Annotated in this window: 18 protein-coding genes; 6 read left to right on the top strand and 12 right to left on the bottom strand. The window is 35.1% G+C overall.

Annotated features, from left to right (window positions below):
* Window positions 1–19: 19 nt before the first annotated feature.
* The 3 genes from AC1RNE_RS00090 to AC1RNE_RS00080 all read right to left on the bottom strand — a co-directional run bounded on the left by AC1RNE_RS00090 (window position 20) and on the right by AC1RNE_RS00080 (window position 6,973).
* Window positions 20–1,516 carry a RagB/SusD family nutrient uptake outer membrane protein gene (locus AC1RNE_RS00090; protein ID WP_492799029.1) on the bottom strand — a complete coding sequence of 499 codons (1,497 nt, stop codon included), beginning with the start codon at window positions 1,514–1,516 and terminating at the stop codon, window positions 20–22.
* A gap of 18 nt (window positions 1,517–1,534) precedes the next feature.
* Window positions 1,535–4,642 (bottom strand): SusC/RagA family TonB-linked outer membrane protein, encoded by a 3,108-nt coding sequence (locus AC1RNE_RS00085; RefSeq protein WP_492799028.1) that lies wholly within the window; start codon window positions 4,640–4,642, stop codon window positions 1,535–1,537.
* A 498-nt stretch (window positions 4,643–5,140) separates the two neighbouring features.
* Complete coding sequence (locus AC1RNE_RS00080) at window positions 5,141–6,973, bottom strand: DEAD/DEAH box helicase (RefSeq protein ID WP_492799027.1); 1,833 nt, start codon at window positions 6,971–6,973, stop codon at window positions 5,141–5,143.
* A 633-nt stretch (window positions 6,974–7,606) separates the two neighbouring features.
* On the opposite strand from AC1RNE_RS00080, the gene AC1RNE_RS00075 reads away from it, so the two are divergent.
* Together AC1RNE_RS00075 and AC1RNE_RS00070 are read left to right on the top strand one after the other, a co-directional pair.
* A complete protein-coding gene (locus tag AC1RNE_RS00075; RefSeq protein WP_492799026.1) occupies window positions 7,607–8,830 on the top strand; it encodes a hypothetical protein in 1,224 nt (407 codons plus the stop codon).
* A gap of 102 nt (window positions 8,831–8,932) precedes the next feature.
* The gene (locus AC1RNE_RS00070; RefSeq protein WP_492799025.1) at window positions 8,933–9,886 is read left to right on the top strand and encodes an MBL fold metallo-hydrolase; all 954 of its coding nucleotides are present in this window, start codon (window positions 8,933–8,935) and stop codon (window positions 9,884–9,886) included.
* A 315-nt stretch (window positions 9,887–10,201) separates the two neighbouring features.
* Here the strand turns inward: AC1RNE_RS00070 and AC1RNE_RS00065 are convergent, their stop codons facing one another.
* The 5 genes from AC1RNE_RS00065 to ung all read right to left on the bottom strand — a co-directional run bounded on the left by AC1RNE_RS00065 (window position 10,202) and on the right by ung (window position 14,802).
* Entirely contained in the window at window positions 10,202–10,822 is a 621-nt protein-coding gene (locus AC1RNE_RS00065; RefSeq protein WP_492799024.1) for a hypothetical protein, read from the bottom strand.
* Window positions 10,823–10,878: 56 nt separating this feature from the next.
* A complete protein-coding gene (locus tag AC1RNE_RS00060; RefSeq protein WP_492799023.1) occupies window positions 10,879–11,586 on the bottom strand; it encodes a uracil-DNA glycosylase family protein in 708 nt (235 codons plus the stop codon).
* Window positions 11,587–11,704: 118 nt separating this feature from the next.
* On the bottom strand, window positions 11,705–13,147 hold the full coding sequence (locus tag AC1RNE_RS00055) for a redoxin family protein (RefSeq protein ID WP_492799022.1): 1,443 nt from the start codon (window positions 13,145–13,147) through the stop codon (window positions 11,705–11,707).
* 313 nt (window positions 13,148–13,460) lie between these two features.
* Window positions 13,461–14,114 carry a GDSL-type esterase/lipase family protein gene (locus AC1RNE_RS00050; protein ID WP_492799021.1) on the bottom strand — a complete coding sequence of 218 codons (654 nt, stop codon included), beginning with the start codon at window positions 14,112–14,114 and terminating at the stop codon, window positions 13,461–13,463.
* 22 nt (window positions 14,115–14,136) lie between these two features.
* On the bottom strand, window positions 14,137–14,802 hold the full coding sequence (gene ung / locus AC1RNE_RS00045; protein ID WP_492799020.1) for a uracil-DNA glycosylase: 666 nt from the start codon (window positions 14,800–14,802) through the stop codon (window positions 14,137–14,139).
* Window positions 14,803–14,901: 99 nt separating this feature from the next.
* Between ung and apaG the strand changes: the two genes are divergently transcribed.
* Window positions 14,902–15,288 (top strand): Co2+/Mg2+ efflux protein ApaG, encoded by a 387-nt coding sequence (gene apaG / locus AC1RNE_RS00040; protein ID WP_309920139.1) that lies wholly within the window; start codon window positions 14,902–14,904, stop codon window positions 15,286–15,288.
* Window positions 15,289–15,538: 250 nt separating this feature from the next.
* Window positions 15,539–16,312, top strand: coding sequence for an O-methyltransferase (locus tag AC1RNE_RS00035; protein WP_492799019.1), 774 nt, complete (start codon window positions 15,539–15,541; stop codon window positions 16,310–16,312).
* A gap of 195 nt (window positions 16,313–16,507) precedes the next feature.
* Here the strand turns inward: AC1RNE_RS00035 and AC1RNE_RS00030 are convergent, their stop codons facing one another.
* Together AC1RNE_RS00030 and AC1RNE_RS00025 are read right to left on the bottom strand one after the other, a co-directional pair.
* Window positions 16,508–16,951, bottom strand: a complete 444-nt coding sequence (locus AC1RNE_RS00030) for a DUF4920 domain-containing protein (protein WP_492799018.1) — start codon at window positions 16,949–16,951, stop codon at window positions 16,508–16,510.
* 66 nt (window positions 16,952–17,017) lie between these two features.
* Window positions 17,018–18,139 carry a lipid A deacylase gene (locus AC1RNE_RS00025; protein WP_492799017.1) on the bottom strand — a complete coding sequence of 374 codons (1,122 nt, stop codon included), beginning with the start codon at window positions 18,137–18,139 and terminating at the stop codon, window positions 17,018–17,020.
* 196 nt (window positions 18,140–18,335) lie between these two features.
* Here AC1RNE_RS00025 and recA point away from each other — a divergent pair, with 196 nt between their 5' ends.
* Both recA and AC1RNE_RS00015 read left to right on the top strand, forming a co-directional pair.
* Window positions 18,336–19,412 carry a recombinase RecA gene (gene recA, locus AC1RNE_RS00020; protein WP_492799016.1) on the top strand — a complete coding sequence of 359 codons (1,077 nt, stop codon included), beginning with the start codon at window positions 18,336–18,338 and terminating at the stop codon, window positions 19,410–19,412.
* Window positions 19,413–19,535: 123 nt separating this feature from the next.
* Window positions 19,536–21,146, top strand: a complete 1,611-nt coding sequence (locus AC1RNE_RS00015) for a DUF3667 domain-containing protein (protein WP_492799015.1) — start codon at window positions 19,536–19,538, stop codon at window positions 21,144–21,146.
* A gap of 37 nt (window positions 21,147–21,183) precedes the next feature.
* Here AC1RNE_RS00015 and AC1RNE_RS00010 read toward each other — a convergent pair whose 3' ends face one another.
* Both AC1RNE_RS00010 and dnaA read right to left on the bottom strand, forming a co-directional pair.
* Entirely contained in the window at window positions 21,184–21,477 is a 294-nt protein-coding gene (locus tag AC1RNE_RS00010) for a hypothetical protein (protein WP_492799014.1), read from the bottom strand.
* A 125-nt stretch (window positions 21,478–21,602) separates the two neighbouring features.
* Window positions 21,603–23,045: a chromosomal replication initiator protein DnaA gene (dnaA, locus tag AC1RNE_RS00005; protein WP_309920157.1), complete on the bottom strand. Its 1,443-nt coding sequence runs from the start codon at window positions 23,043–23,045 to the stop codon at window positions 21,603–21,605.

Here is a 23,045-nt window from a genome sequence, read left to right as displayed (position 1 = left end):
GTAAAAGCAATATTAATAATTATGGGTTAGGAGCACAATCTTTATTAACGTTGATTTCTGTCTGTGGAATCGGCCAGATATAAGCTGGAGATGTAACAGGAATCGCAGCAATGTTAGCTTTAGCAGGAAGTGGTAAATTATTACGTTGCAAATCAATTGAACGGAAACCTTCACCTAAGAATTCAATTCTTCTTTCTGTTAAAATAGCATTTACTAAAGCTGTTCCTGTCGCAAAATCAGCAGCAGTATAAGCTGTCGTTGAACGACCTCTCACAGCGTTTAACAAAGCTAATGCAGAAGCATCAACGCTTGCACCACCTAATCTAGCTTTAGCTTCAGCAAGGTTTAACAAAACCTCAGCATAACGCAATACTGGCACAAAATCTTTGTGAACAGGACCAGTTGGATATTTTGTTAAACGGTAACGACCAGCGTCACTTGCAAAATCATTTCTTACAAAATTAACACGTCTAGCATCCGTTGCAGAGAAAGCTGTACTAGCCAAGATACCAGCAGGGTTCAAAGAGAAATCACCAATACCAATTAAAGGTAAGTAATAACTAGCTAAACCATTTTGAGTACCTGGTAAATCGTTATCACCCATCGGGAATGAGAAGATAGATTCTACTGTAGTATAAGGTGCTGCAAATACCGAAGCTACAGACGCTTGTAAAGCATTAGCAACACCAGTAGCTGCTTTATAAGGAGCACTTGTTGAAACAATTTTATTTGATTCTGTCACTACGTCAGCCCATTTGCCTATTGTCAAATTTACACGCACTTTCATCGCAATCGCACTGTTTTTGTGTGCGCGAGTAGTATTCAATGCTGCTGAAGCATAAGTAGCTGGAAGGTTTTGCTCAGCATAAGTCAAATCAGAAAGAATTTGAGTATATACTTCTGCTACAGTACTTCTCTTCAAATTGTTGTTACCGCTACCTACTTCGCCCGTCAAACGTAAAGGTACGCCTAAGCTTGCACCATTATCTTTCGTATAAGGCTGCGCATAAGTGTTTACTAATGAATAATAAATTAAGGCTCTCAAAAATCTAGCTTCAGCTTTATATTGTGTAGCTAAAGTAGCATCTATCACACCTGTATTTTTATCTAAACCTTCTGCAAACAAGTTGGCACGGTTGATAGCTAAATATGCGGCATTCCACATATTGGTAGGCTCATTTGAAGATGAGTTGTTTGTATGGTTCCAAGTTTGTAAGGCTGTAACGCCATTAGATGTTACGTTCAAAAACTCTTCGCCACGTACGTCATTATAGACATAATAACGACCACCATACAATTGTCCAGATTTTGCACTTGAATACAAACCATTTACCTGTGCTAAAACACGGTCTGGTGTTGAGAAAGCTTGTAAATCTGATAATGATGTAATAGGAGCTGGTTCAAGCAAACTTTTTTCATCACAAGCTAACATCGTGGTTAGCAGCATGATAGAAGCCATCGATATTTTGACAGTCTTTCCTACGCTTCTAAAAGGATTATTTATATTTTTTTTCATCTTAAAATCAATTTGAAATTAGAAATTAACTGATAGACCAACTGTGTAAGTACGTGCTTGAGGTGTAGAGTTACGGTCAACACCAGGAGCAATGTTTGAGTTACGGTTAGTTGAAATTTCAGGGTCAGCACCAGTGTATCCTGTAATAATAAATGCATTTTGCACTTGAGCATACAATCTAGCACTCGAAATTTTTGCTTTTTCTAACAAGCCTTTTTTGAAAGTATAGCCTAAAGAGATATTACGCATACGGATAAAATCACCTTTTTCTACGTTTTCAGAGATTGGCGTTGAAGAACCATTTGAGATATTATCACCAAATACTAAACGTGGGATATTAGTAATATCTCCGTCTTTTTGCCAGCGATTCAAGATATCAGTGTGGTTGTTCCAAGCACGTTGGTCACGAAGACCTGCTTTTGTACCATTGTAGATATAGTTACCTCCTGAGAATTGTAAGAATACTCCTAAATCAAATGATTTGTATTTGAAAGTATTGTCTAGCCCACCAAAGAATGTAGGGAAAGCTGTACCCCATACCATACGGTCTGAACCAGTAATTGCAGGAGCAGTTGTTCCATCAGCTACATAAGTCCATTTTCCTGGGTGTGAATATTGTACTTCTTTACCAGCAGCATTTACAAAAATACGTTGTCCATTTTTAGGGTTAACGCCTCTTGTTTCTACTACGAAAATACTACCTACTGGATAACCAACACGAACGATGTTTGAGCTTTCCAAACCACCTGTAGAAGCAATAATATCAGCATTGTTGTTTGCTAAAGCCAATACTTCGTTTGAGTTTGTCGAGATATTAAAGTTAGCATTCCAAGAAAATCCTTTCTTTTCAAGTACTAAAGCACTCAATGTAAATTCCCAACCTTTGTTAATCATCGAACCAACGTTTGTGTTGATTGAGTTGTTAGGTACACCACGTGAAGGTGCTTGAGGCTCAGCCAATACTAAGTCTGTAATATCGTTTTTGTAATAGTTGATTTCCCCAGAAATTCTGTCATTAAACAAACCATAGCTTAAACCGATATCTAACTTAGTACTTTGTTCCCATCTAAGATTTGGGTTACCTGCCTGCGCAAATGCCCAAGTTGGTGATGAGCCATATAAACCAGAGCCAAACAAACTTAAAGAAGCGAAGTCGCTTACACCAGTGTTACCTACACGGCCCCAGCTAGTACGCAATTTCAATTCATTTACAGTATTAGCTAAAGAAGACTCTTTCCAGAATGATTCTTCAGATAAACGCCATCCTAAAGATGCTCCTGGGAAGTTACCCCATTTGTTACCAGTAGCATAAGCCGAGTAACCATCACGACGTAATGTGAATGAAGCGATATATTTTTTGTCGTAATCGTAGTTCAAACGTCCAAAATAAGAAAGTAAACCATTTTGAGTTTGGTAGTTACTAGTACCAGCCACGTTGTTTACGAAACTACCTTGGAAGCTAGTAAAGAATGGGTCAGAAACGTTGTTTCTTGTAGCACCCCAACGGTTAACTGTAAATTTCTGAGCTTCAGTACCTACTACAATAGTCGCGTTATTTTTACCAATATTGAAATCGTAAGTCAAATAATTTTGCCAGTTCCACTGCTTGATGTTTGTATAATAGTTAGTAGCAATACCGTTACTACCGCCACCTTCACCATGAACTGGATTACTAAAGCTGATATCTTCAACTTGCGTATTATCCATACCATAAGATGTTCTGAACACCAAACCTTTGTACAATTTAACATCAGCAAAAACATTTGCGATTAAGTGAGCATTCTCTGAAGTAAATTTACTTAAATCCAAATCAGGGATTGGGTTATAATATCCACCAGGACCTTGTAAGTTATTACCTAAGCCCATGTTGTTACCTGCTTTGTTGATGTTATATGAACCATCCGCATTATAAGGAGCAATGTTTGGAGCCAATACCATTGGTAAACGACCTAAACCACCTGTAGAGAAAGCACCTGTTGTTCCTGTGTTAGGCGATTGGTTAAAGCTGTTTGCATAAGTAAGGTTTGAACCTATCGTGATATAGTCGTTCAATTTATGCGAAACGTTCATACGGCCTGTCATACGGCTAAAGGTATTTTTCTTAACCATACCTGCTTGATCAGTATAACCAACTGAGAACGAATACTTTGTATCCTTATTTCCACCATTCAAGCTTAAGTTATGGCTTTGTGAAATACCTGTTTGATATACATAATCATACCAGTTTGTATTTACTAAGCTACCGTCAGCATTGTATGAAGGGAAAAATTGATTCGCTAAACCAGCATTTTTTGCAGCTTCATTTTTAATATCCATGAACTGCTGTGCATCCAACATTTTGAACTTTCTGAATGTTTGTGTAGATCCTACCCAAGTATCATACGATAATTTTGCTCTGCCTTCTTTTCCTTTTTTAGTACTAATCAACATTACACCCGCAGCCGCTCTAGAACCATAAATAGCCGTAGCAGCAGCATCTTTCAAAATTTCAACTGACTCAATATCAGATGGGTTAATGTCACCAAGAGGGTTGTTTACAGTATAACCACCTGCTGATACATCGCCCGAGTTGATAGGCATTCCGTCAATTACGATTAATGGAGATGAACTTTGGTTGATTGAAGATGTACCACGTACACGGATGATAGGAGCATTGTTCAATACACCGTTTGGAGTAGTGATATTTACACCTGATACACGTCCTTGTAAACCTTGGTCAAATGATTGTACTGGTTGTGAAGCAATATCTTTTCCAGATACCGATGTTACTGAACCAGTAATTACTTTTTTGCTCTGAGTACCATAACCTACTACTACAACTTCGTTCAATTCAGAGATATCTAAATCTAATTGAGCATTGATTGTTTTTTGGTTACCCACCTTTACAGACTTAGGCTTAAAACCTACGAAGGTAAATACAAGCGTTTCGCTTGGTGAAGCATTGATGGTGAATGCGCCATTTGCACCTGTTGTGGTTCCACGAGTTGTACCCATTACGGATACACTTACTCCTGGTAGCTCGGAGCCATTTTCTGACGTTGTGACTTTTCCTGTAATCTTATTCTGAGCAAAGAGTATGCTCACACTGAAGACTAACAGCATGGTAAGTAGAAGTCTCTTCTTCATGCAATAATGGAGTTTAAGTTAGTTTGGTTGATTATTTATACTTAGTAATGATAATTTGTTAATAATTCCTTAACAAATCTGATTTGTGAAAGTATAGAGTAACAATTGTTAAAGCAACTAGTTTTTTAACATATATTCATTAAAATCAAATAAATGCAAGAAAAAAACAAATTAATACCACTATTTATGTTTTTTTAGCAAAAAAAGTAAATATTATATTTTGAATAAATTAAAAATTGCAGAAGTACTTGCAGATTATCACTAAATAAACCATTTTTAGTATGGTTATTTATACTTATTACCAAATAATATTTCTTACTCATTACTTAATAGCATTAGGTAATTATATGTTATAAATTTTGCTGAATGTTCAATTAAAAATTGTCTTTAAGTACTTTCACAGGAAAAGTGTTTTCAATACATGTAAAACGATGGGGGTGTAAAACAAAAAAGTCGCTGTGAAAACTCACAGCGACTTTTAATTATTTTATTTTGAGATTAATTGCTTGGTTTAGCAATCTCAACATTTACTCTTTTACCTTTAATAGAAGCACCTTCCATACGGTTCAAAACAGTAGTTGCATATTCTTTCGGAACATCAACAAATGAATATTTATCAAAGATGTTGATTTGTCCTAAAGTATTTCCAGGAATTCCTGACTCTCCAGCGAAAGCACCTACGATATTAGCAGGAGAAATCTTTTCGTCAAAACCAATGTTAACAAACATTCTTACCATGTTAGCATCCTGACGGTATGGTTTACCAGCTTTGTCTGTACGAGGGCCACGGTCTTCAAAAGAACGAGGCTGACGGTCGTTTGAGCGACCACCTGAACGGTCATCACGTGAATTACCACGATCAAAACGGCCAGTGCTACCACCTTCTCTGTTTCCAAAACGATTTCCTGATTCACGATTTCCACCACGACCAGCATCTCTGCTTCCGAAACGGTCACCACTAGCACCACGCTCGTTTCTACGTGCATTGCGTTCTGCTTCTCCGTCTAAGTTTTCGTCAGCGAATTCGTTTTTAGCAACACCCATGTTCATTTTTACTAAAGCAGCAATAATTTGCTCAGCAGTAAATCCTGAATGTTCTAATGAAGAATATACATCACCAAACAATTCTAAATCACCCGCTTGGATAGTATTTTGAAGACGTTCGATAAACATTCCTTTTTTCACTCCAACAACATCTGAGAATGATGGAATTACACCTTTGTCAATTTTAACTTTAGTATAATTCATGATGTCGCGTAGACGGTTGCGTTCTGAACCTACTACTAAAGTAAATGCTTTACCTGATTTACCAGCACGGCCAGTACGACCGATACGGTGTACATAATATTCTTCATCTAATGGAATGTCATAGTTAAATACAGCATCCACATCACTTACGTCAATACCACGTGCAGCAACATCTGTAGCTACTAAGATAGTTACTACGCCTGAACGGAATTTAGCCATTACATTTGTACGTTGTGCTTGGCGTAAATCTCCATGAAGACCTTCTGCTGCATAACCACGTAATACTAATTCTTCTACAACTTCGTCAACTTTTTTCTTCTGGTTACAGAATACCAACGCTAATTTAACAGCATGTAAATCCATCAAACGCGTCATTACTTCTAATTTAGCTTTTCCTTTTACATCAAAGTATAATTGTTCGATGTTAGCATTAGTAATTTCGTTTTTCACTACTTTCACTAATTTAGGGTTATTCTGGTAGCGAGAAGTCAAGGCCATGATAGGCTTAGACATTGTAGCTGAGAAGAAAACTGTTTGACGGTCTTCGTTAGTTTCTTGTAAGATACTTTCGATATCTTCACGGAAGCCCATGTCTAGCATTTCATCTGCTTCGTCAAGAACAGCCATTTTAACATTTTCAAGTTTCAAAGCACGTCTTTCTATTAAATCGATAACACGTCCTGGCGTACCAACAACGATGTTTGCACCTGCTTTTAACGACTTGATTTGACGTTCGATTGAATCACCACCGAAAACAGTAGTTACCCAAACGCCTTTTTTGTATTTTGATAATTTTTTAATTTCTTCAGTTACTTGAACAGCCAACTCACGTGTTGGGCAAAGTACTAAACCTTGTACGTATTTATCGAAAGCGATAACTTTGTCAATCATCGGGATACCAAACGCCGCAGTCTTACCTGTACCTGTTTGTGCTTGTCCGATTACATCACGACCTTCTAATAAATAAGGAATTGCTTCTGATTGGATTGGTGAAGCAGTTTCGAACCCCATGTCCTTTACTGCATTTTTGATGTCTTCCGACACGGAAAGCTCATCGAATCTTAATCTTGTGATTTCACTCATGATTTTTCTAAAACGATTTCAAAGACGTGCACAATCAGTAAGAAATAGGATAAAACCAATTTCTTTGGGATATGTGGTATTCAAAGATTTCGTTGCCTTTGTTTGTATAGCCTATCAAACGACATGAAGAAGATTGAGGGCATCGACCTGATGCTCCACTCGTTCCTGAGACTAATAATTTGTAATTGATTTGAAATAATTGCTTTAATGATGCCCGAACATCCGTTAAAGCTCTGGGAGACCGACTTAGAACTGTAAAAAGTTCCTGAGAAGAATTGTTTCGTATCCAACGAAACGTACACAGAGACGTGCGGATGTTTTTTGTATTAATTTTTCACAAAGGTACGCCAATGTTTTGTATTAGCAAATGTTTTTTGCATTTTTTTTAGAAAATAAAATTTTGCCTTCACAATTTTACTATTCAAATAATAGTATCACACAACATCTGCATGCATTTATGGTCTTAAAACGTTATATAATTAAAAATGCTTTCTATCCATCCTACTAAAAAGAATATTCCGTTTTCAAAAATTATTGCAGAACCAAACAGATTTATGTAAAATTTGTGAAAACTTTAACCAATATTTAAATAGATATAAGCGTTATATCTAAAATAACAATTTGTATTATTCCATGAAAAAATCAATCTTATTAAGTTTAATCGGCTATTTAATTTGTATTAATACGGGTTTTTCGCAAGTCTTCTCAGATTCTGTATTTATAAATATTCAAGGTACCATAGGAAAGCTTCAAAGCGAAAACGAAAACCTAAAAAGCCGCTTAGAAATGCAAAGTCGTTCACTGTCGGACATTTCTAAGAATCAATCGCTCAGTGATAAGACCAAATGGGAGAAAATTAGAACTAACTTGATAAAAAGTGCGGAGGTATATAAAATTTTAAGTGATGATATTATCGATTTGAAATCACAGGTAATTAACCAAGACTACCAAGGCTATATCAAAAAACTTAGTTCGGTTGAAAAAGGACCATTAGGATTTTCTTTTGAGGAGGTAATCATGAAGACGGCTCAAAACAAAGCTATTTTCACCAAAAAAGAAAAGAACGAACGTTTCATGACTGTCTTGAAGAGCTTGAAAGATAGCCCCATCGTAGGACTAATTCCTTATGCTTCCCAAGCTGTAAATCTTTCTACGGCTGCTGTAAACGTTGCCTATGCAGCGGGTGTACAAGACAAACAGGTGAATTTTGATAAAATTCGTGAGTTTGAAAAAGAATTACAACGATATACTGGCTTTTATAATGCTTTAGACAAAGCAAATTTAACGAATACAAACTCTAGCTCTCAAACTGTTACTTTACTAGAAGCACTCCAATTAGATTTATTGGAAAAATTCAAAAAGGATGTGCATAAAGTAGGCTATAATCCAAGAGATATGCGCAATGAAGAGACACTGGATGACTACTTCAATTATATGGTTAATGAGTTCAATACAGATTATGTAAAGAAAAGAATTGGCGATATTGAAAGTAAGTATGTTCAGAAAGATGGCAAAATAAACTTAAGCGATATGTTGCAGACAGAATTGGATGTTCGTCATGTAAATAATAATCTAGACTATTTGCAAGCTTTGTGTAATCGTTTTATTGGTATCCATGACCAATATTTTGATTTAGAAAACCGCTATTTCGACCAAGTAAAACAAGCTATCAGCGTAGCCAAAGCCAATAATATTATAGAAGCCGTAGGCGACCGCCCAGCACAGATGGTTTATGATGATTTAATAAAAGAACTTGGAGCGAAAAAGAAAAAGAAAGATTCGGCTATTAAGTCAAGTATCAATATCAAGGAATTGAAGGATAAAATTGATTCAGTAGATATTTATAAGATACTTTAATTTTTAAAATCTTTATCTACAAAATACCTCTTTCTCAAAAGAAGGAGGTATTTTTATGCACTGATTTCTCACATTTCCGACAAACCATCAACTCCATCAAATATGTCTTATCGTTCATTATTTATTTTACTTTTATTATCTGCCAACCTTTTTGCTCAGCAAAAACAGCCTTCGGCCTTTCAAATAGTTCCCTTGGGTGTAAAAGGCGGAACAGATGAAAGAAATCTTTCGGCTTATATGCTCGCTCCTATCGCTACCAATGATTATGTGTGTCTGGATGCTGGAACAGTGTATGCAGGTATAGAAAAAGCCGTACAAAACAAAGTATTTAAAGTATCTGCTACGGAAGTATTAAGGAAATACATCAAAGGCTATTTTATTTCACATGCCCATTTAGACCACGTTTCTGGCTTGATTATTAATTCTCCTGGGGATTCTTCCAAAACAGTTTATGCCACCGACAAATGTATGCAAATGATGCAAAATCATTATTTTAATGACCAAACTTGGGCAAATTTTGGTGATGAAGGCAAAGGATTCCTCATAAAAAAATACCATTTCCAAACATTAAAAGTTGGCGAAGAAAGTAACATCACGAATACTTCAATGACGGTGAAGGCTTTATCTTTAAGCCATGTTAACCCTTACGAAAGTACTGCTTTCTTAATCAAGAGCCAGAACGATTATGCTTTATACCTTGGCGATACTGGTCCAGATGAAGTTGAAAAAAGTGATAAATTGGCTTTACTTTGGAAAGAAATTGCCCCACTGATTCAACAGAAACAATTGAGAGGTATTTTTATTGAAGTATCGTTTCCTAATGAACAACCTGACAAATCGCTGTTCGGACATCTTACACCTAACTGGATTATGAAAGAAATGAATAAACTGAGTGATTTAACAGGGAAAGAAGCTTTGAAAGGTTTTAAGGTGATAATAACTCATTTAAAACCTCCTGCCATCAACGAAGCTAAAATCAAAAAACAATTAACTGAACAAAATACGTTAGGATTAAATCTTATTTTCCCACAACAAGGAAAACGTTTTGAATTGTAATTATTGTTAATATTCAACCCTTTCTCTTAGCTGGTGACTTAAGTCCTACTGATTACCCACAAATATATAAATAACTAACAATCAAGTTCTTATCTCTAGCGAGGGACTTAAGTCCCTCGCTAGAGATAAGAACTTCACGTAGTCAGGCTGTGACATGAGGCGACCAAAGCTCGGTTTGAAAGGCGATTTAAGCCTATTTGAACCAATTTTATCAATAATTACATCTTCATTTCAACTTTAGGTAATCAATAGGACTTAAGTCACCAACTAATAGAAAGGGTTAGATAAGTCATCCCATGAGTAATCTTACCACATTTATTTATCTGCTTTGATATGCTCAAAATCTTCTTTTGTGGTAAAATGTTCCAATCCTAATATTAAAATTATCGCAATAGCAAATGTAAGTTTTTGCATGATGGGTAAAAAACTCAGGAAATTCCCAGAGCCAAAAAGGTATAAAGTACCATAAAAAACAAGAAGACAAATAACACAAAGGTATTTGAATAAATGTAGCTTCGACTTGAAAATAAAAACGGTAATATAAAATAGACTGAGAAGAAACATTGTACTTGCGATAGTAATCATTATATCATGCAAGGGTGTCGCTATTAAAAAAGTAAATATCATACCGATAGCTCCACAGTATTTAATGACATTAGCAGCACCTTTGTTCGGTATTTTCTTTGAGAATTCAATGAAGAACAGCGCAAAACTTGCGGAAAGAAAAATCATTCCTGCAATAGCCCAAAAACGAGCTGTGTTGTCTAAACCATTCACTGCTTTCTCCCCAAAAAGATTACTGATGAAATTGCTTTTCCAATCATAACCAATCGAGTTTTTGTCAAATAGTGAGCCCCCCGGATAGTAAAAGGTAGCTATTAGGAGTAGTGATAGTGAAATGACTATTCCTATAAGAACTGAATATCTTTTTAACATAAAATGTTTGATTTAGAAACTGTTAGAATTTGTTTCTTAATTGCTCTTAACTATTTTTAGTTTCCTAGTACTTCTTCAAGCTTCTTCTTTTTAATTTCCAAATTTTCACCAGTATTAAATTTTTTATTTCTTGAAGGATGATGAATACAAAATGTTGGAATGCCATTTATTGAGGTTTGCCTTATTAATATAGTCTTTTCATCTCTTGTCTTTAATATTGGTATTTCTGGTTCATCGAAAAAAATTCTCAATTCATCTAATGGATATTTTCCCAGAAGAATGATATTTTCAGGTTGTAAAATATTGATTAATTCCTTATTATACTTTCTGCTAAAATTAATTGCTTCACGCGCACCTTTTCTTCTTTTTAATTCAACAAAATTAGCCGTATTAAAATAAGCAACATTAGTGATGACAGCATTTTCAAACATTGGCAAAAGCTTTTCTCCAGAAAAAAGATCACATAAAGACCTTGAATGCCATTCTTGATTCGCTAAAAATTGATTGCTATCATAACCCAAATCATTTGCAGTTCTTCTGTCTCTATTGTTAGATTTATTAAATTCACCATATAATTTTCCCCCTCCAGGATTAGCACCAATCATTAATAAAGGTGGTGCAAACTTTACCGAAGATTGGAATACATAAAAGTCAAGGTCAAGATCAAAATCTTTATTCTTAGCAAAACTATCATAAGTGTCTGCTATTTCTTCTTTCCATTTCTGAATAGCTTGAGGGTAGTTTTCTTCAATATTTAAATTCATAATATGTGTATTTAAGTTTTATAATTTTAAGATTAACTCTTTCTTATTCTCATATTGTTTCAAACAATCTTAATAACTAATATTTAAAGTTACTCAATTATACCCTATTCATAATTTCCTACTCCCCCACCAACTTCAAAATATCCGACAAAATTTTAGCGTCACTTGGGCGTTTGGCATCACTGTCGACGATATTCCCTTTTTTGTCCATCAACATATACCTTGGTATAGATTCCAACTTGAAAAATTTGGCTGCACCTGACTCCCATCCTCCTTTTGAATAGATATTTTTTTGATTTTCAATATCCAACTCTTTCATTGCTTTACGCCAGTTCTGTTCTTCTTCGTCGATAGAAATGTATAAGAACACCACTTCTTTGCGTTGTTTTTCGCTTAGCTTTTCCTGCAACTGTTTAGAAAAAGGGAATTCTTTACGACATGGCCCACACCAAGAAGCCCAAAAATCTAAGTAAACCACTTTCCCTTTTAAACTAGCCAATGATAATTCTTTACCATCTGGTGTAATTGCTTTAAACCACTTATTGTCCTCCTCTTTAGCTTTTACTACCTCGTCTTTTTTGCTCATTACTTCGCCACATTTTTCTTTTATCAAATTGGCATATTGCTCTGAATTAGGTGTTGCCGTTAACGCAGCAAAGGTGTTTCGGACAACGGAAGGCAAGCAATATTGGCACTGACTGTTTAATAAATAAGCTAAATAAAATTGATAAGCTTTTACAGGCAAATGTTCTCTAGCAAAAAGGTGCTTGTCTTCCATAGATTTATTTACATCAGCATATTTCTGAAAGCCGTGAGCCTTGGTATTAAAATAAGTGATATAATAAACCAAAAAGCTACGATAAGAAGAAGCAAGCAAGGCCGTTTCATCCTGAATCTTTTTCTCGTCTAATCCCTCTAACAACGTGCTTGGCAATGATAAAACCTGTGCTTGGGCTTGATTGGCATTTCCTCTTTCGATAGGGTACGCTAATATATAAGCCCAATAATTCCATCGAATCTGATTTTCAATATATTGCTTGAATTCGTCCGAAAATTTGACTTGGTCTGGAAATGATTTATAATAATCTGATTGTGCTTTTTTTGATTCGAATAAATTCATTTCAAGCTCATCTACAGGTACTTGCATTACTTTTTTTACCATTAATGCTGGTGTAAAGTCAGTCTTGAATTGATGATGGAATTTAGTTAAAAAATTATTTTCTAACGCCTTATCTCCCTTCAGTATGATTGGTTTATTCACATCTTCGGCATCAAATTCAAGCTCAATCTGATTCCCTTTTCCTACAAACAATTCAATACTTCGCTTCTTTACTTTTAATGTTATTATGGCATTTTGCGGAATTGTTAACTTGAACTGAAAACGGTTTTCACCTGTCAAAACTGTTTTTTGCACCGATGGTTTAACGCCTAACATCAAAGCATCATACACTAAAGTAAGCGTATCGCCCTTGGCATTATCTACTTTTCCCGAAATAGTTACATTTTGCCCAAAAGCAAATTGCGCTACGATGAGCAAAAGCATTGAAAGGAAATATTTCATAATTTTCAATTTAAAAATAAACTTCGTTGTAGTACAAATAAAACAGTATATCAACACTTTAAACTGCACTAGCGAACAGCTCAAATCCTACTGATTACCCACATCTTTTAAAAAGTTGAAATGGAGATGGGATTATTGATAAAATTGGTTAAAATGGGCTTAAATTGCTTTTAAAACCAAGCCTTGAAGACCTCATCCCTATCGAGGGACTTAAGTCCCTCAATAGGGATAAATATATTGATTTTCAATTAATTATAAACTTGTGGGTAATCAGTAAAGCTCCAATCTTACGGCTTACAACTCACAGCTATACTCACTTCACATGTTTTGCCAAGTATTTTCTAATCGCAGTTGTCCAAATTTGGTAGCCTTTTGCATTTAAATGTAGGTTGTCGGCTACAAATACATCTTGCATCAATTCACCATTCGGCAGATAATAGTGTTTTTGTACATCAATAAAATGAAGCTTTTTAGCTGTTTTGCAATAGTCTTCTATCAATTGATTTGCCTTTTTTTGTTGGTCTACTATTTTTACCCTAGCAATACTTGGACGAATTGAAATATACGCAATAGTAGCTTTAGGTAACTGTTTTTTTGCTTTCTCAACAAATATTTTAAAGTCTTCAAACACTGTTTCGGGGCTTTTTCCTGATGCTAAGTCATTGTCGCCTTCATACACTAAAATATGTTTGGGTTGATATTTAGCCACAATTCTGTTAAAATACTCATTGGCATCACTCATCACAGACCCACCAAAGCCTCTGTTAATAACGGCATAGCCTTTTAAATCTTCTTTGTAGGTAGTCCATAAGCGAAGGGAAGAACTTCCGACTAATAATATTTGCTTTGGTGCTGGCATTGAAATTGAATCACTTTTCTCAAAAGCTTTGATTTCATTTTCAAATTTATTCTGTGCAAAACAAAACTGACTCACTAAAATTGCGGCAATTAACAATACTTTTTTCATCTGAGATTATTTTTTAAGTTTACTACCATTGAATACCAGATAAGCCTTTACTTTCTAAATATTCGTTAGCTTTAGAAAAATGCTTATTACCAAACCAACCACCCGAATTGGCAGCCATTGGCGAGGGATGTTTAGACTTTAAAACTAAGTGTTTTGAAGCATTTATGATTGCTCCTTTATCCTGTGCATACTTTCCCCACAGCATAAAAACAACGCCTTCTTTTTCTTCGGAAATACACTTAATGACAGCATCGGTAAAAACTTCCCACCCTTTTCGTTGGTGCGACCCTGCCTGTGAAGCCCGAACAGTTAGCGTAGCATTCAACAACAATACTCCTTGATTTGCCCAGCGCTCTAAATTACCTGACTTGGGTACTGGAATGCCTAAATCGTCTTTTATTTCTTTAAAAATATTAATCAATGACGGAGGAGCAGGTATGCCATCATTTACAGAGAAAGAAAGTCCCATTGCTTGACCAGCTCCATGGTAAGGATCTTGCCCCAGAATGACTACTTTAGTATTCTCAAAAGAACATTTATCAAAAGCATTGAAAATAAGTTTTCCAGGTGGATATACTGTTCCGATGTTATACTCGTTTTTAACAAAGTCAACCAAGGTCTTAAAATAAGGCTTTTCAAATTCTGGATTTAATTTTTCCTTCCAAGAATTTTCAATTTTTACGTTCATTGTACAATGGGTTTTAATAAATTTCTCAATTACGTTGATTTTTCAGACAATGTAATGTAATTTTCGGTAAAATATATTGTAAAAAAACCAATTTAAAAAATGGTCTCAGCTATCACAAATGGTGTAAAGGTAAGCGTTTTGACCCACTTTCAACCTGAATATTCTAATCCATTTCAAGGAAATTTTGTTTTTTCATATCATATCAAAATTCATAATGGAAGCGATTATACTGTAAAACTTTTGCGTCGTCATTGGTATATTCATGATGCTAACGGACTTGTGCGTGAAGTAGAGGGCGAAGGTGTAGTAGGGCAACAACCTACTTTAGAACCGGGTCAGTCTTATGAATATACAAGCGGATGTAATTTAAATACTTCGCTTGGTAAAATGGCAGGTACTTATCAGATGGAGCGTATTTTTGATGGCAAATTTTTTAATGTTGTCATTCCTGACTTTACGATGGTTGCTCCTTTTAGAATGAATTGAGACAACCTTTTATTTTTTTGATTTAGTTTATATCCAAGAAATAATGATTCTTTCCGTAAGACCTTACTTTTCTTGTCTTGATACAAGAAAAGTAACAAAAGAAAATCAAGAAATTCCAAACTCGCTCCGCTCAAACAGTGGAATTTCATTAAATGCTTACGCACTAGCAATATGAAATTTTCAATAACCAGTTCTTTTAAGGTTCAATTTATTTCTAGTCAAAAATTATACATCCATAACCTTGTTAATTTTGTTTAAAAGATATTTTCAATATTTACTTGCTTCAAAAAACGAGCACGCTATTCATTCGCCCTTTGTTTTTCAACTTTACACACAAATTATTCTCGCTAAAAAGTTTAAGTCACCATATTTTACAGCTATTGAAGATTTGCGTAAACGTTTATTGAAAAATGCGACTGTAATCGAAATCACTGATTTTGGAGCTGGTTCTAAAATACATAAATCAACATCTAGGCAAATTAAGCAAATTGCTAAAAGTGCAGAAAAGCCATCAAAATTTGGTAAATTAATTTTCAGGCTTATTCAACATCTTGAGCCAAAGGTAATTTTCGATTTAGGAACTTCATTAGGTGTCACCACACTGTATGAGTCCAAGGCCAAGCAAGATGCCAAAATAATTACGTTTGAGGGATGCCCAACTACCGCAAAAATTGCCCAAGAGAATTTCGATGCATTAGAAGCCAATAATATAGAAATTGTAGTTGGGAATTTGGATGAAACGCTGACTGAACAAATCTCTAAAATTGAAAGACTTGATTTTGCTTTCTTTGATGCCAATCATCGTTATGAACCCACAGTCAAGTATTTTGAAATATGTTTAGAAAAGGCACACGAATCTTCGCTTTTTATCTTTGATGACATCCATTGGTCAGAAGAAATGCAGGAAGCTTGGCAATACATCAAGGCACATCAGAGCGTGATGATTACAATAGACTTGTTTTTTATTGGTTTAGTTTTTTTTAGAAAAAATCAACCTAAACAGGATTTTATATTAAGATTCTAACAAAAAAAGTCTCAGAGAGAATTCTCTCTGAGACTTTTTTTGTTATTGAGTGATTTAGTGAATGAGCGATTTAGTGATTACTTTTTTCATGATGCCATTTAATTTTCCTCCACAAACAAACCACTTTATTTTTAGAGTTAAAACAACACTTTAAACTCATCGCTCACAGCTCATTACTGACAACTCAAAGCTCTCTTACTTCACAATTACACCAGTAGCTACAAAACCTAAAGCTTTTTCTGGTTTCTTGATTTTAGCAATTTCGTCTTTACTTTTTCCAGCATCTTCTGCATAATGTTTTAAATCAATCACCGAAGTAGTTTTTACTTTAGCTGTGCCATCTATCACCACTGTCTTACCAGCAATATCTTTTGGTACAAAAAAGCCATAGTCTTTGAAGGTAACACGCATCGTTTGTCCATCATCTAATTTCACTTTCATCCAACATCCTTTTACTTGACAAACAGATTCAACAACGCCCGAAACTTTGGCCGCAATTTGTTCATTATTTTCTGCTTTCTTCACTAATTCAGTCGTCGATATTGCACCTTCTTCTGTAATTTCTTCTCCAAATTTACTTTGCGCATTAATGGTAAATGCTCCTGCCATTAATGATAATACTAGTATTAACTTTTTCATTTTCTTAGTTTTATATATGTTTAATGAATAATGCAAAATTATAAAATAAAGTTTATTTTGCATTTACTATTTAAGTTTAAAACCTTGTCGATAGGTTAAAAATAAACCTTCGGAATGTTCAAAAGAATGATTGTTTAAATCCAGATAAGGCTCAAATCTGAATGTTAGCCATAGGTTATCAATCAACTTCCAATCTTTCATAAACCTAAAGAATAATAGCTTACGTTCTTTTTCTAATTGATTGGGGTTTCTGTAAATTCTTCCAATAGACTGGTACAAATCTCCGCCCATTTCTGAACTATAACCATTTGACTGCCAGTAGCTCAACATCAAATTCATCACCTTGGTTTCGGCTAATATATTCAAATAAATACCCGAACCATCTGAAAAATACGGACTATAGCCGGAATTTTGACGATAGCCTAGCCAGTAGTTCTGCGTTTTTATGCTTTGAATAAAACCGTTGGTTTTCAATTCAGCTTCTATGCCAAGAGCAACATTCGTATAGGTAACTACTTGATTGGTATCTTTATCGCTCGTTATTTGCCCACCATGATGCATTAAAGTCAATTGAACAGGAAGAGATAGCCTAAAGTTTTTTCGTTGAACCAAACGCTTGTTCCAAGAAAATCCTGCAAAGATTTTCTCTTGAAAATCAGAACCCTTATAAATCATTTGTTGCCAGTCTATCCAGCTATCAAAAAAAGTCTTTGAAGTACGTTTGGTGTATTGGATACCAAATTCTTGGCGGTTCAAAATCACTCGCTCAAAATTCGTCATCGGTTCGACCAAATGATGATTCAATTGACCATCCAAATTGCCAAATAAAAACTGTGAGGAATCTTTTTGAACCTTGATAGTAAAAATTGGCTGAACTGCCGTGAATTTATCATTCCCAAAATCTTTCCAAGCATACACCCCAGCTTCTATGCTAACATTGGGGGCAGGTTGATAAATAAGTTTGGGCGAAAATTGATTCCCAAAAAGGGTATAACCGTCTGCTATTTTTCCAAAATATTCATTATTCTTCAGGAAACTGAAGCTATCGAATTGAAAATAAAGCTGTTGATTTTTGGTGGAATCGATGTGCTGGAAAGTCTCCAAGCGGGTATTGTTTAACTGAGCAAAGCTATACTGAGCTGTAAACAAAAAGAGGGCTAAAGTTATTTGAAAAAATCGTCTGAACATTTGCTAGCAAAGTACTTTAAATTGCTGAAAAATTGGTAATTTCACCAATAAAAATTTTGAATTCGGGTATTGAGTTCTACTTATCAATGACAGCAAAATCTTTTCATTGATTCCCTATGGCACGTTGTTTTTAATAAAATTTCAATGAGCAACTTGATTTTCCGAATTAAAACCAAAATTTAACCTAAAATCCATCATGGCAAAACAACAAGCGGAGGCAACAAATCCTGCCAACGAAAAATTAAAAGCATTACAAACAACGCTTGAAAAATTAGACAAAGCTTACGGCAAAGGTACAGTAATGCGTTTGTCGGATAGTAAAGTACTTGATGTTCCTGTCATTTCAACAGGTTCATTAGGACTAGATTTAGCCCTTGGTGTAGGGGGCGTACCCCGTGGAAGAGTAATCGAAATCTACGGACCAGAATCTTCGGGTAAAACTACTTTAACGATGCACTGTATTGCAGAAGCTCAAAAAGCAGGTGGCTTAGCAGCTTTTATTGATGCTGAACACGCTTTTGATAAAGCTTATGCTGAAAAATTAGGAATTGATACGGCTAATTTATTGATTTCACAGCCTGATAGCGGTGAACAAGCTTTAGAAATTGCTGAACAATTGATTTCATCTGGTGCGATTGATATTTGTGTGATTGACTCTGTGGCAGCCCTTGTTCCTAAGGCTGAACTTGAAGGCGATATGGGTGATTCTAAAATGGGGCTTCAAGCTCGTTTGATGTCTCAGGCATTGCGTAAATTAACTGGGGTAATCAATAGAACTGGTTGTTGCTGTATTTTTATCAACCAATTACGTGATAAAATCGGCGTAATGTTTGGTAGTCCTGAAACAACAACGGGTGGTAATGCCTTGAAATTCTATGCATCAGTACGTTTAGATATCCGTAGAATTGGTCAAATCAAAGATGGCGACAATGTAATCGGTAACCGTACGCGTGTAAAGGTTGTTAAAAACAAAGTAGCTCCTCCGTTCAAAGTAGTTGAATTCGACATTATGTATGGCGAAGGTATTTCTAAGGCTGGTGAAGTATTAGATTTAGCAGTCGACATGGAAGTGGTAAAAAAATCAGGTTCATGGTTCAGTTATGGTACTAACCGCTTAGGTCAAGGACGTGACGGCGTGAAAGATATGTTGAAAGACAATCCTGATTTGTTAGAAGAACTTGAAAACAAAATCAAGGAAAAAATCAAAGGTGATGAGAAAGCCTTGCTTGATACGCTAGAGCCTAACATTGCTGATGATGGCGAATTAGAATAAATTGGACTTTTAGCAGAAACTAGATAGTTTTTTGCATTAAAAAGGTGAAAATCAAATGATTTTCACCTTTTTTTTATTACTTTCAAAAGAAAATCTAAATCTGGCTTCGTAATACCCATAAGAATGTCTGAACACAAAAAACGTAGGAAAGTAGAAATTTGTCATAATTGTCATACATTATTAAGACCTGAAGATAATTTTTGTCCAAATTGTGGCCAAGAAAACCATGATTTGAAAGTACCCGTCGGTCACTTATTATTTGAAGTAATCGAAGGGTTTACTCATCTCGACACTAAATTATTCAATACACTACGGTCTATTTTTCTTTATCCAGGTAAAATCACGAAAGATTTCCTTGAAGGACGCAGAGGGCGCTACATCCCTCCTATCCGTCTGTATTTTCTAGCCTCTGCTGTCTTCTTTTTATTCTTAGGCATCATGGCAGACAGGGCCATTGAACAAGGACAGGATGGCTCTTTTGATGGTTTTGTGAATGAAGTATCTAATACTAAAAGTAAAGCCGAAAAAGAAAATAAGAAAAAACTAAAAGCGGCTTCTCAAAAGCTAAAAGCCATTAAATCATCCAATGATACCAACGGTTTGTATGAAGCTCAACAAAGTTATGATAGCATAAAAAGTGATATTGAAGACCTAGAGGAATTAGACGAACAAACGAAAGAACTAAAAAATCAAACGAATAGTTGGATAGATTTTGTTGACCTTGACGTAAGCGAAATTTTGGATGAAATGAATATCCAAGAAGACGATACATTAAGAGTATTAATCAAAAACTTGCCTGAAATAAAACAACGCCAAAGGCTAATTGCGATTCAGAAACAAATTGTGTTGGACAGTGTCAATACACAAGAACTAACCGATGTAAGTAATGAAATGAATGAATATTTTACTGAAACAATCGGTACAAAAAATCAGCTAAAATATACCTTAAGGCTACATTCCTTGAAGAATAATGCTGAGATTCCTATCTATTATTTTCAAGATACTGTCATTACGATTAAAGGAAGTGATGGAAACCTTGAAAACAAAGCTTACAAAGAAAGGCTTCTTAAGATGTCTGATAGAGAATTGGATAGTTTGCTTGTTATCAGAGAGAAAAAAGGACATGAAATGAACATCATGGGGCTAAAACCACTGGAAAGAGGCTTTTTAAGAAATGTTACACACTATGAGTTAGCCTTTGAAAACGATGCAGAAGAGGCAATCCGAGAAATCACTCATTTTGGTATCGGGGTATTTTCAGTAATGATGTTTATCCTGATGCCTATTGTGGCTTATTTATTAAAAGTCATTTATAGTACACGTACTCATAGCTTTTTTACTTATCCTTTTAGGATTTTGCGTTACCTGTGGGATTGGGTATTGTATTTGATTCGATTTAGAAAAATAAGGAAATATCAAGGAATACCAAGAATTAATGAAGGGCATACCCGCTATTATTATGAACACCTTATCTTTTCGATACATATTCATAGCGTGATGTTTCTGATGATTGTTATTTTTGTAGGAGGGGGTATATTTTTAGGATATTGGCGACAAGCTCTTACGGCAACGATGTTCGGCTTTGCCCTCTATTTTATAGTGGCCTTGAAAGTAGTTTACCGACAAAGAGTAGTGAAAACTATTTTCAAATCGTTTATCTTGTTTTTCTTATATATTATTTCATTTTTCACGATTCTAAGTATTACTGGCGCTATCAAATTTGCCTTGTCATAAAAAATTAAAAGGGTTGAGTTTTAAAAACTCAACCCTTTTAATTTTTCTTTTCTCTTACTATCTGCACTTTAAAAGGTGGGTTGTCAGAGGCATCTAATAGTCCGTTTACAATATTTTTAAGTTTGGCAAACAAACTTTTGGGCTTGGTTGTATCGCCAGTATCTCTATAATCATTTAAGACAAATTTGATTTTTAGTTTTCCTTTCGGGTTATCAATCACCACGTTTGTATGCTTCAACGGCATAAGTTCAATTGGGTCAATATCTTCGGCAAAAGATTTCACACAAAATGTACTTATTAATAAGAGGGTAAAGAGTATCTTTTTTTTCATAAGATTATATTTGAAGAGCTGAATAGTAAAACAAAAATACAAGTTGAAAACAACTTTACAAGGCAATACACAAAAAAGCCCGAAGAAAAATCACTTTTATCTTCGGGCTTTTCTTGGTTTTATACCTAGTTTTTCACTCTTACTCGGTTGAAATATTTATATAATTTCTGCATGGTCTTCTCTACCTCTTTATCCGTCTCTAGCATAATGCTAATGGTTTGAACGGCATGGATTACGGTACTATGGTCTCTACCACCAAAATGATAACCGATTGACTTTAAAGGTAAATTGGTAAATTCCTTCATCAGATACATGGCAATTTGTCGAGGGAAAACCGTTTCTTTCTTTCGGCTTTTACTTTTCAAATCTGACATATTTACGTCAAAATGGCTTGTCACAGCATCCAAAATAGAATCTACTGTTACTTCTTTTTCATTATCGACTACGATATTTTTTAGCGTAGTCCTAGCCAAATCCATATCAATTTCCTTACGGTTCAGCGAAGCATGTGCCATCAATGAAACGATAACACCTTCCATTTCACGGACGTTTGTATCAATACTATGAGCCAAGTACTCTATTACTTTGTCTTCAATATAAATGCCATCAGCTTGTAACTTCTTCTGTAAAATAGCAATCCTCGTTTCAAAATCAGGCTGTTGTACATCGGCTGTTAATCCCCATTTAAAACGTGATAGTAAACGATCTTGCATACCAGCCAATTCTCTAGGAGCCCTATCAGACGACATGATAATTTGTTTGCCCGACTGATGTAAATGGTTGAAAATATGGAAAAAAGATTCTTGTGTTTTTTCTTTCCCTGCCAAAAACTGTACATCGTCAATAATCAAACAGTCTACCTGCATATAAAAGTTGGTGAATGCTTGTAGCGTATTATTTTTAATGGCATTGATAAACTGATTACAGAATTTTTCAGAAGTAACGTATAGCACAAACTTATTGGTTTGTGTATTTTTTATATAATTACCAATCGCTTGAATCAAGTGTGTTTTACCCAATCCTACACTTCCATATATCATTAATGGATTGAAAGACGTAACACCGGGTCTTTGGGCTACTGCTAAGCCCGCCGAACGTCCCAAACGATTGCAATCTCCTTCTACGAAATTATCGAAGGTATAGTGTTCATTTAAATAAGAATCTAGTTCTAACGAATCCAAATCTTTTAATTGAAACGGACTTTCGTATAAAGTAGGTTCTGGTTTACGCTGCGCTGGAACTGGAACTGTTGGTTTTTGATTCGGAATATTATAAGCGATGGGTGGATTTTTCTTGTCTCCTTTGTCAACAATAATAGAGTATTCAAGCATTCCATTTTTTCCTAAAGTATAATCTATCGCCTTACGGAGTACATGGATATAGTTTTCCTCAAGCCATTCATAAAAAAATTGGCTTGGTACCTGTATAGAAAGAGTTTGATTACTTACATTCAGGGGTATAATAGGTTCAAACCAAGTTTTAAAACTTTGTTCGTTGATATCATTATGTATAATCTCAAGGCACTTTGACCAAACTTGCCTTGCTTGAAGTTGAGATGTTGAATGCAT

The organism is Arcicella sp. GW822-FHT02H01 (assembly GCF_058802005.1).
This window is presented reverse-complemented; position numbering and strand designations above follow the sequence as displayed.

Excerpts from the sequence above, each read along its gene's own strand:
- AC1RNE_RS00090 (WP_492799029.1), bottom strand. The coding sequence starts at position 1,516 with ATGAAAAAAAATATAAATAATCCTTTTAGAAGCGTAGGAAAGACTGTC.
- AC1RNE_RS00085 (WP_492799028.1), bottom strand. The coding sequence starts at position 4,642 with ATGAAGAAGAGACTTCTACTTACCATGCTGTTAGTCTTCAGTGTGAGC.
- AC1RNE_RS00080 (WP_492799027.1), bottom strand. The coding sequence starts at position 6,973 with ATGAGTGAAATCACAAGATTAAGATTCGATGAGCTTTCCGTGTCGGAA.
- AC1RNE_RS00075 (WP_492799026.1), top strand. The coding sequence starts at position 7,607 with ATGAAAAAATCAATCTTATTAAGTTTAATCGGCTATTTAATTTGTATT.
- AC1RNE_RS00070 (WP_492799025.1), top strand. The coding sequence starts at position 8,933 with ATGTCTTATCGTTCATTATTTATTTTACTTTTATTATCTGCCAACCTT.
- AC1RNE_RS00065 (WP_492799024.1), bottom strand. The coding sequence starts at position 10,822 with ATGTTAAAAAGATATTCAGTTCTTATAGGAATAGTCATTTCACTATCA.
- AC1RNE_RS00060 (WP_492799023.1), bottom strand. The coding sequence starts at position 11,586 with ATGAATTTAAATATTGAAGAAAACTACCCTCAAGCTATTCAGAAATGG.
- AC1RNE_RS00055 (WP_492799022.1), bottom strand. The coding sequence starts at position 13,147 with ATGAAATATTTCCTTTCAATGCTTTTGCTCATCGTAGCGCAATTTGCT.
- AC1RNE_RS00050 (WP_492799021.1), bottom strand. The coding sequence starts at position 14,114 with ATGAAAAAAGTATTGTTAATTGCCGCAATTTTAGTGAGTCAGTTTTGT.
- ung (WP_492799020.1), bottom strand. The coding sequence starts at position 14,802 with ATGAACGTAAAAATTGAAAATTCTTGGAAGGAAAAATTAAATCCAGAA.
- apaG (WP_309920139.1), top strand. The coding sequence starts at position 14,902 with ATGGTCTCAGCTATCACAAATGGTGTAAAGGTAAGCGTTTTGACCCAC.
- AC1RNE_RS00030 (WP_492799018.1), bottom strand. The coding sequence starts at position 16,951 with ATGAAAAAGTTAATACTAGTATTATCATTAATGGCAGGAGCATTTACC.
- AC1RNE_RS00025 (WP_492799017.1), bottom strand. The coding sequence starts at position 18,139 with ATGTTCAGACGATTTTTTCAAATAACTTTAGCCCTCTTTTTGTTTACA.
- recA (WP_492799016.1), top strand. The coding sequence starts at position 18,336 with ATGGCAAAACAACAAGCGGAGGCAACAAATCCTGCCAACGAAAAATTA.
- AC1RNE_RS00015 (WP_492799015.1), top strand. The coding sequence starts at position 19,536 with ATGTCTGAACACAAAAAACGTAGGAAAGTAGAAATTTGTCATAATTGT.
- AC1RNE_RS00010 (WP_492799014.1), bottom strand. The coding sequence starts at position 21,477 with ATGAAAAAAAAGATACTCTTTACCCTCTTATTAATAAGTACATTTTGT.
- dnaA (WP_309920157.1), bottom strand. The coding sequence starts at position 23,045 with ATGCATTCAACATCTCAACTTCAAGCAAGGCAAGTTTGGTCAAAGTGC.